This is a genomic window from Segatella copri, assembly GCF_009494395.1.
Taxonomy (GTDB): Bacteria; Bacteroidota; Bacteroidia; order Bacteroidales; family Bacteroidaceae; genus Prevotella.
This window is the reverse complement of the sequence record NZ_VZCB01000040.1, coordinates 1-4,593: the sequence shown is the minus strand read 5'-3', so window position 1 is coordinate 4,593 and position 4,593 is coordinate 1. Positions and strand designations below refer to the sequence as shown.

Annotated in this window: 5 protein-coding genes; 3 read left to right on the top strand and 2 right to left on the bottom strand. The window is 34.7% G+C overall.

All coding sequences use genetic code 11. The features are described from left to right. Positions 1-266: 266 nt before the first annotated feature. The 3 genes from F7D73_RS04175 to F7D73_RS04165 all read left to right on the top strand — a co-directional run bounded on the left by F7D73_RS04175 (position 267) and on the right by F7D73_RS04165 (position 2,500). Positions 267-665: a hypothetical protein gene (locus F7D73_RS04175; RefSeq protein WP_153084098.1), complete on the top strand. Its 399-nt coding sequence runs from the start codon at positions 267-269 to the stop codon at positions 663-665. After that, positions 659-1,579 carry a hypothetical protein gene (locus tag F7D73_RS04170; RefSeq protein WP_153122439.1) on the top strand — a complete coding sequence of 307 codons (921 nt, stop codon included), beginning with the start codon at positions 659-661 and terminating at the stop codon, positions 1,577-1,579. Before F7D73_RS04175 ends, F7D73_RS04170 begins: the two co-directional genes overlap by 7 nt. 273 nt (positions 1,580-1,852) lie before the next feature. Further along, positions 1,853-2,500: a hypothetical protein gene (locus F7D73_RS04165; RefSeq protein WP_228117623.1), complete on the top strand. Its 648-nt coding sequence runs from the start codon at positions 1,853-1,855 to the stop codon at positions 2,498-2,500. Positions 2,501-2,941: 441 nt separating this feature from the next. Here the strand turns inward: F7D73_RS04165 and F7D73_RS04160 are convergent, their stop codons facing one another. Then, complete coding sequence (locus F7D73_RS04160) at positions 2,942-3,616, bottom strand: hypothetical protein (RefSeq protein WP_153122437.1); 675 nt, start codon at positions 3,614-3,616, stop codon at positions 2,942-2,944. Positions 3,617-3,705: 89 nt separating this feature from the next. Continuing rightward, positions 3,706-4,338: a hypothetical protein gene (locus tag F7D73_RS04155; RefSeq protein WP_153122435.1), complete on the bottom strand. Its 633-nt coding sequence runs from the start codon at positions 4,336-4,338 to the stop codon at positions 3,706-3,708. Between the last annotated feature and the right edge of the window lie 255 nt (positions 4,339-4,593).

Sequence of the window (4,593 nt, the reverse complement as noted above, 5' to 3'; positions counted from 1 at the left end):
AAGCAAAATTAGAAAAATGATGCCGCCGTGCAAAGGTACAACATTATTTTGAGATTTGCAATACGGAGTTGAGCGGATACTTACAACGCAAATAGGGGTGTTGTGACATTTTTGGACGCTTATGATGGCAAGGACGCTGAGCTCCCTCAGCATGCTGCCTAAAGTTAAAGAATAAAAAATCGAAACTTTTTTTAAAAATCCAGGTACAGCTAACCCTCTGATAAATAGTGGGCACGCTGTATTGGTGGTTTACAAAATAAGGAAATATGGAAAAAAATGATAAGGAACGACTTGATGTGATATGGAATAAAGGTCAAGTAGTTAAAGGCTACAATGAAAAATGTTATAGAAAGGATGCTTGTGGGGCATGGATGATTAGAGAAAAGTATGGAGATAGAACTTCCCCTTTTGGTTGGGAAATTGATCATATTTATCCTAAGTCAAAATTGTCAGAAAGCATAAGTGATGTTTCCTTGATAGATGATGTGAAAAATCTAAGACCTCTAAATTGGAAAAATAATGAATCTAAAGGTAATGATTATCCTTCTTATCAGGCTAAGATAACTTCTGATGGTAATAAAAATGTAGAAGGTGTATATGAATATACCGTCAATGAAGAAACACAAAAAATAATAGAACAACTTTTTAAAAGTAAGTTATGTTAAGTGATTTGAATACTATAGTACAATTCTTCTCTGCTCTTTATGTGACAATTGCTATAGATAATATGATGTTCAATCGCTTTTGGACTCCGGATGTCTTTGCTGTTGTGGAAAATGCCTTGAAAAAATTTGATTTCGCTTTGAGTACGCCAAAGCAGCAAGAACTTCTAAATGTAATAAAAAATAGGTCTGTTGAGATTGATACAAGCGCAAGAAGAGAAGGGGCTTTTTATCTTATGCTCTGTGTTTCTCTTTTGATATATTTTGCCTTTGAAGGATTGCTGTCAGAGACGAATCAATGTATATGTTGTTTTGTTATATTAATGGATATGGCAATGGTTTTTGGATTATATATTATAGGGGCTTTTGAATGGAAAAGATGGTGGGAAGTCTGGTTTAGGTACATATTTGCAGTGATAGCTGCATTTGTTTGGCTATATTTGACTTCTAACGCTTCTCTGAAAATTTTGAGCATGAAAGACTTTGCTATTTCTGAAAATGTATCTATTACATTCTTGGCAAGAATATTGGTAATTTTGGTGTTTCTTGTTCCCATAGTGATGCGTATTGTTATAAATTGGTTGTATTCGACTGTTTATGTCAAGTACTTGGATGTTCGGTTAACTGAAGAGTATGTTGCTTATCAAAATACGAAGAAAGCAATACGAAGCAAAAATAAGGACTTGTGTGATTTTAGATATGATGGAGTATATAAAGAAGTCTTCTTTTCTGCTGATAAATCACAAGATAATGTTGAGACAGTGCTAGTAAATAAGCTGTTGGATTACCTTTCTTTCGCATGTAAACCTGTTAGAGTATTAGAACTTTTGTGTTATAGATTTTCTGCTGATTATAGAAATGATAACAATAATGTTAGTAAAGGTAATGAGGAAGCTTCTTATGAATTACCAGAATGAGGTATGATATGTTGCATATTTATGTGTCTCGTGATTAGCAAACAGATAACTTCTAATTAATAAAATTATAACTAGATATGAAAATTCCATTTACAGCTTCGGCTAGAACAGCTATGCTCATACATAGGAGCAGAGAACTTTTCTAATCCCGAAGGAGCAATTATCGAATTGGTGAAGAATGCTTATGATGCTGATTCGCCAAGTTGTTACATCCTTTTTGATGGGGAAAATTAGCATTTTTCAGATATCTATATCATAGACTTTGGAGGTGGTATGGATATTCCGACTATTAATGATTGCTTGATGCAGATTGGTACTGACAACAAGCAGCAGAATATAGAAACAGCCAATGGACGTATCAAGTCTGGTGCGAAAGGCATTGGTAGGTTTGCGTTGAATAGGCTTGGAAGTAAAGCTATTATGTACACTCATAAAGATGGACAAGATGCTTTTTCTTGGAAGGTAGGCACACCTTTGTTTGAGTTTTGCCAAACTCGCCATGGTATTGCGACATTGAGTAATAAGACTTATATATTCTTGCCCAACAAGGAAGATGATAAGTATTATTATCTAGAAAAAGAAGACGTGAGCTATCCTATAGAGAAGACTCTCTGTAAAGACATAGTGAATTCTAATAAATTGAATTCAGAAAAGGCTCTTGTTGATCTTGTTCATAAGGCTATATTTCCTTATGTGATTGACAAGAGTGGTAAGGCTGTTTTGATTAAAGAGGAGGTTATACAAGCAAAATATCCTTGTGCGTATTCATATCTGCAATCTCAAAGGGAAACATTGGATAAACGAGATAAAGGAAAGGTTGGGGATTATCCAGCATGGTATGCTTATGGTCGGACGCAATCGTTGGTAATGCCTGCAATCAAGATGTTTTTCCCGAAAATTCTGCTAAAATATGCCGAATAGCTAAAAATGAGCGATTTACAAGTGTTTCACCTCAATAGAGGTAATGACTTGGTAATAGTTTTAACTTCTGTATTATACATAAGTTTGCATTACTTGTCAAACAACTCTTTTCGGTGACAAAGGTACAACATTTATGTGGATTGATGAAAATCATATCCATTTTTTAGATTTTATTTTCAGTTGCTGCCATATACGTAACTACTCAACACCCCTTGGGTGTGTCAAATCCGCAAAATATTGATGATTTTGGCTATATTTATGCTACAAAATAGGCTATTGTGTCAAATGAGTACTTGAAATTCATTTTTAGGGGCTGAGTAGTAACAAGAACATCTGAGACCTACAGAGAATGAACCGCCAACCTGTGGGGAGGAATAAATTGAAAAATGCTTCCATACTGCGGGAGTACGGAAGCATTGGTATGGGGGAAAAGACAAAAGATTATTGCAGACTCTTGTCAAGAATTTCAAGAAGAATGGTAGGGTCCTCGTGGATTTGCTCAGCAGTGAGTCCTCTCTTTTCCACTTCTTCAGCGACGGCAGGATAGTCCTTGAATTTATCCTTTATCTTTTTCAACAGTTTCTTTTGAGAGTATTTTTCTCTTTTGGAATTAATTTTTTTATCCTCAAATAACATCCAATAGTAAACATGCTTGCCGCTATCAACCATATAGTGATATGCCCTACAGTCTAAATAAACGGTAATATTTGTCCATATACCAGTAAACGACCTGCTGTGGGTGGAATTGTCAAAAGCAAATGGTTCCATATAGCCAGTGACATGTTTTCCCTTGAAAACTTCAGTTGCCAAAAATGGAAATTTAGGGTCGTCATCTATAAGGATGAAAATGCGTTTCTTGCCATCCTGGAGAGCATTATCCACCTCAAGGGATTTAATGTCTACGATTTTGTATTTTACATCCTTACCATTTTGTGTTTCACTGAAATAGATGTTTTTCTTCATAAAGTGGATGTCGTTCTGCAAATAGCCGTTAAGTACAGTACCATCTTTAAGAGTTAGCACTGCCTTAGGCCATACGACTTTGGGTTTCTTGGCGTTTGCTGTTATCGCAAACGAGAATACCATTAGGAAGATGATAAAAAGTAACTTTTTCATATGTACGTTTATTTAATGTTTCGATAGATATTTTTAACACTACAAAAATTTGATTACAAAAACTTTGTCATAAATCATAATCAAGGAAGTTATTCCAAAACTTCATCAAGTTTTCTGACTAATATAGTAGGGTCTTTACGAATCTCTTTCATACTTAGACCTTTGAGTATTTCCTTTATCTGAGGATAACCTTTAAAATACATTTTTAGCACAGTCTTTTGACCAATTCCTGCAATACTATTATCCATCAAATAATAGCTTCTCGCAAAGTCCTCGTCCTTGGATTTGTAATAAAACATAAGGCCAAATCCGTAAATACTGCCCGATTTCACATGAGTATTTGTTCTTATGTAGTGAACATACGCTGAAATGTTTTTCCCCTTATAAACAGGATGGAGAAATACGGGATTTTTGTAGAGCTTGGGGGCTTTCTTATAAGACATTCCCAATCCCATCTGGGCATACAGAGGAATCCAATTTGTTACTTCTTTTGCCTTTTTACCATAGAATTTTATTTCTTTTACATCAGCAGAAGTATAGTCGAAGTTCTCACCACTCACTTCATTCTTTATTCTAACTTCGTGAGTATTATCTACATTAAAAGACAAACTTTTAATTTTTCCTTTCACAACTTTTCCGTTGTTTAAAATAATCTCAGAAGTCTGAGCTTGAACTATTCCACAAAGAAGAATAGCAAGAAACATAAAAATCAACTTTTTCATACGCATGACTATTTAATTTTGTTTCAATTTAAATTAATTGTTTTGCTTATAAAGATAGGATGCTTTTCTTTAACTGCCAAAGAAAAAGAATATTATTAACACAATTATATAGATATATAACAAAGTTTAGCATATAATGGCAGTAATTGCAGTTGGTATACTCATTTTCTGCGACCATCGGGAGCAAAAATTCTCCACCCTCATGGTGGAGCGAGGAGTTTTGGGGTTCCCAAAACATAACCTCGCTCCCTCCTC

Bases quoted from the DNA above. Each gene is read 5' to 3' on its own strand.
- F7D73_RS04175 (WP_153084098.1), top strand. From the start codon at position 267: ATGGAAAAAAATGATAAGGAACGACTTGATGTGATATGGAATAAAGGT.
- F7D73_RS04170 (WP_153122439.1), top strand. From the start codon at position 659: ATGTTAAGTGATTTGAATACTATAGTACAATTCTTCTCTGCTCTTTAT.
- F7D73_RS04165 (WP_228117623.1), top strand. From the start codon at position 1,853: ATGGATATTCCGACTATTAATGATTGCTTGATGCAGATTGGTACTGAC.
- F7D73_RS04160 (WP_153122437.1), bottom strand. From the start codon at position 3,616: ATGAAAAAGTTACTTTTTATCATCTTCCTAATGGTATTCTCGTTTGCG.
- F7D73_RS04155 (WP_153122435.1), bottom strand. From the start codon at position 4,338: ATGAAAAAGTTGATTTTTATGTTTCTTGCTATTCTTCTTTGTGGAATA.